Source organism: Frankia sp. AgKG'84/4 (assembly GCF_023242965.2).
Classification (GTDB): domain Bacteria; phylum Actinomycetota; class Actinomycetes; order Frankiales; family Frankiaceae; genus Frankia.
This window is the reverse complement of record NZ_JALKFU020000486.1, coordinates 1-4,152: the sequence shown is the minus strand read 5'-3', so window position 1 is coordinate 4,152 and position 4,152 is coordinate 1. Positions and strand designations below refer to the sequence as shown.

Annotated in this window: 4 protein-coding genes; 2 read left to right on the top strand and 2 right to left on the bottom strand. The window is 73.0% G+C overall.

Annotated features, from left to right (window positions below; genetic code table 11):
- A partial coding sequence (locus tag MXD58_RS21785) for a Rieske (2Fe-2S) protein (RefSeq protein ID WP_250609823.1) occupies positions 1–306 on the top strand: 306 nt, incomplete at its 5' end.
- 34 nt (positions 307–340) lie between these two features.
- Entirely contained in the window at positions 341–910 is a 570-nt protein-coding gene (locus tag MXD58_RS21780; RefSeq protein ID WP_248840549.1) for an FHA domain-containing protein, read from the top strand.
- 38 nt (positions 911–948) lie between these two features.
- On the opposite strand, the gene MXD58_RS21775 is transcribed toward MXD58_RS21780, so the two are convergent.
- Positions 949–2,676, bottom strand: a complete 1,728-nt coding sequence (locus tag MXD58_RS21775) for a glycosyltransferase family protein (protein WP_248840548.1) — start codon at positions 2,674–2,676, stop codon at positions 949–951.
- A partial coding sequence (locus tag MXD58_RS21770; protein WP_250609822.1) for a glycosyltransferase family 2 protein occupies positions 2,673–4,152 on the bottom strand: 1,480 nt, incomplete at its 5' end. The genes MXD58_RS21770 and MXD58_RS21775, both read right to left, overlap by 4 nt.

Genomic DNA, 4,152 nt, shown 5'->3' with positions numbered 1-4,152 from the left:
GGTGGCGCCGGGGCCGGCGCCGCCGCCCTGGCCAAGGTCGACGACGTGCCCGCCGAGGGCGGGCTGATCCTCGACAGCGAGGGTGTCGTGCTCACCCGCAACGCCGCCGGTGAGGTCCAGGGATTCTCCAAGATCTGCACCCACCAGGGCTGCTCGGTGAACCAGGTGTCGGGCGACCGGATCCTCTGCCCGTGTCACGGCAGCGCGTTCGACACCCGCACCGGCGCGCCCGTCGCCGGTCCGGCGAAGGCGCCCCTCCCCCCCGTCGCGGTCGCCGTCCGCGGCGGCGAGGTCTTCCCGGCCTGACGGCCGGCCACCGTCCGAGAGAAAGGACACCGCCGTGAATCTGCGCCCGATACGGGTCGTCACCCCGTCCGGCGAGGCCGAGCTGACGGCCGAGGGCAACCGGGTGGTCGGCCGCGGCCGGGACTGCGACCTGGTCATCCCGGACGCCCGGGTGTCGCGCCGCCACCTGAGCCTCGAACCCACCCCGGACGGCTGGGTCGCCCGCGACCTCAGCTCGAACGGCATGTGGCGCGACAACGTCCGCACCGGCGTCGTCGCGCTGACCGGCGGGGAGGTCCGGATCCGCCTCGGCGCGATCGACGGCCCGCTGGTCATACTGACCCCGCCGCCCCCGCCGCCGCTCGCCGAACCGGATGTTGACGACCAGGAGACCATGCTGGCCGGCGTCGGCGCCCCCGCCAGGGCACCGGCCGCTGCGGCACCGCACACCGCGGCCAGGCCCGTCACCAGCGCCGCCGCCCACGCGGGCGACGGCAACGCTCGTCCGGCCGCGGAGCCGGCGCCGCGGTCGAAGGCGTCGATCAACTGGCTGCGGGTGGTGCCCACGTACCTCTGGCTCGCGGGCATCGGGTTCTTCCTCGGTGCGCTGCTCGCCCTGAGCTGACGTTTCCACCGACCGGAGTGCGCCGCAGCGCACTCCGGTCAGGTGCGGGACGGGGCCTTGGGCCGCGGACCGGCGCGATGCTCGCAGCGCTCGGGTGGGAGATCGGCCCGGCAGCCGGGCGGGACCACCCGGCGGATCTCGATCTCCCCGTTGCCGAACGACTTCAGTACCACCGAGTTCCGCAGCGCCTCGGCGACCAGCGGCACCTCGGCGAGCACCGAGTCCGGCGGCTTGCCCATCATCAGGTAGTCGACGTCCCGCCAGCCGTTTGGAAACTGGGCCTGGACCTGCGGGTCGAGGTCCAGTTTGTAGAACCACACGGGGAGCGGACGGCGCCCGGCGATCACCAGGTCGGTCCAGGCGATGTCGTCGGTGACGACGGTGCCGTGGTCGCGCAGGTTGGCCAGGAACCAGCGGGTGGCGTCCCGGCTCGGGGCGCCCGCGTCGCGGGTCAGCGCAGTGTGGATCTTCGGCGTCCAGTCCAGCGCCACGGCCACCACGGCCCCGACGACCGCCGCGCCGACGGCCCCCCGGCGCAGCGCCGTCCACAGCATCCCCAGCCAGGCCCGGGCGGTGGGCGCCGGCCATCCCGTCCGGACCAGCCCGTCCCGCTGGACGGGCGGAGCACGGCGGGGCAGGGCCGCGTCGAGCAGGCCGGCGACGCACAGGGCCGCGAAGGGCAGCATCGCGGTGACGTACGGGTTCGGCAGGTAGCCGTTGCGGAAGATGAACCCGAACTGGACCAGCAGCAGCACGGCGACGACCCGCAGCCGGCGCAGCGCGAGCAGCGGCACCGCGGCGGCGATCCCGGCGGGGACCAGGTAGGGGTCTAGGTCCAGCCAGGACCGTACGACGTTGTAGGTGTCGCTGCCGGAGTCCAGGACACTACCGCTCGGCGCCCGCTCGAAGAGCTGCCAGCGCACCGCCCACTCCAGCGAGACGTGGCCGGGCCCTTCGAACAGCTCGTTCTTCGCCGTCGCGTAGAGAAGGTAGATGGCGCAGATGCCGAGGAGGCAGCCGGCGAAGTTGCGCCGGACGAAGCGCCAGTTACGCGGGTCGCGGTGCTGGCGCAGCAGCACGTACAGCCCGGGCAGGAACAGCAGCGTCGTCTCCTTGGACCAGAACGAGAACGCCATGAACGTTCCGGCCAGCGCGGCCGCGCCGACGCTGCGCCGCGGCGAGGCGGCGGCGGCGAAGGCGGCGAGCAGCCACATCACCGCGATGTTGTCCAGGAACGCCATCCGCTGGTACCACAGGGCGAGCGGCGAGAGCGAGTAGGCGAGCAGGGCGAACCCGGCGAAGAACCGGCGCAGCCCGAGCAGCCGGCCGAGCCGGTAGAGCAGCACGCAGGACACCAGGTGCAGCAGGAACATCAGTTCCCGGGCCGCGGTCACCGCCGTCGGCGCCCGGTGGAAGCCGTCGGTCAGCTTCGTGTAGATGGCGATGAGCAGCCAGCCACCGAAGGGATGGTCGTACCAGTAGGTGTAATGGGCGATGCGGTTCCAGTACTGCATCGAGTAGGCCTGCGCTGCGTAGGTGCCCTCGTCATCGGTGACCCGGCCCGGCCAGCCGTCGAAGTTGACCCCGTGGATGACCGCGACGACCGGCAGCAGCACGGCGAGCAGGATCAGGCTCTGCCGGTGGGCCTGGGCGCGGACGGCGAGCCACGCGCCCGCGATCCGCGCCCGTTCGCCGGCCCGGCCGGCGGTCGAGCGCGGCCGGAGAACCTGCGGAAGCGTTTCGCCGGCCAGCTCTGTCGCGGTCACGAGGCACCTTCCAGCGAGACGCGGCCGACGCCGTGGTGGGCGCCGGAATGCGACGTCTTCTCCCATTCGAGCCGGCCGCGCAGCAGGCGGCCGGCGGCCCGCACCGCCGCGACCGACAGGACGAGCTGGTAGAGCGGCGCGCTGAGCACGAGGCGCACGCTGTCCCAACGGCCGACGTCGAGGTCGTAGGCGTCGGCGAACTCCCGGAACGCGGCCTGCTCGGTGAACACGGCCATGACGGTCGCGCCCATCGGCAGCCAGAACACGATGACCAGGCCCGTCGGCGCCGTGAGGAACAGGGTGAGGACACCGGAGACGGGCAGCAGCACCCCGGCGACCGCCTGGAACAGCGGCATCGCCAGCATCTCCGCGGCCATCAACCGCTGGCGCGCCCCGGGCAACAGCCGCCAGTCGCCCTTGAACAGGACCTGCAGGAAGCCCATCATCCAGCGGGTGCGCTGCACGACGAGCTTGGTCAGGCTCTCCGGCGTCTCCTCCCGGGTCGTCAGCTCCGGGTGGTAGAAGACGATCGTGCGCACCCCGGCGACCGAGGCGCGCACCCCGAGGTCACAGTCCTCGGTCAGGCAGGTGACGTCCCAGCCGCCGAGCTGGTCCAGCACCTCGCGGCGGATGAACACGGTGTTCCCGCCGAGCGGGATGAACCGGGCCCGCGCCTGGAAGCGCAGGCGGGACATGAACCAGATGTAGTACTCCAGGCAGTTGCGGGCCCGCCACCAGGAGGCGTCGGTGTCCAGGCGGCGCAGCGCCGCCCGGGGGCCGCCGGCGCCGGCGCCGTCCCGGCCGGTGCCTCGATCGGCGTGGTCGGGGCCCCGCACGTTCATCAGCTGCACGCCGCCCTGGAAGATGCCGACGTCGGCCTGCCGGGACGCCAGGGTGTTGACGTAGGTCAGCAGGCCAGGTGCGATGAGCGATTCGGCGTCGACGATGCCGACGAGGTCGCCGGTGCAGTGCCGGCGGGCGTCCTCCAGCGACAGTGGCTTGCTGCGCCGGCGGCCCTCCGGCGCGACGACGCGCACGTTCGGATGCCGCCGCGCGATCTGTTCGGCGATCTCCCGGGTGGCCCGGTCGACCTCGTCGTGGGACACCATCACCACGATCTCGACGAGTGCGTCCGGATAGTCACCGGCCAGGATCTGGGTGAGCGTCCGCCCGAGTACGGGCTCCTCCCGGGCGGGCACGATCAGCGAGACGCGGTGCCGCGGCGGTGCGGTGTCGGTGAGGTCGACGTGGTGCACACGTTCCGGCAGCTGCCAGCCGTACTGGCCGCGGGTCAACGTCACCACCGCGATGACCAGCATCAGCAGGGAGACTCCGGTCCAGGCGGCCAGCAGCACCGTGTGGTGGTGCCGCGCCGCGGTGACGGCGAGGGCGACGGCGAGCGGCGCGATGACCAGGCCGCACGCCAGCCAGCGGCGACGACGCGTCGCCGGCCGGGCCGACAGGCCGCGCCGGGTC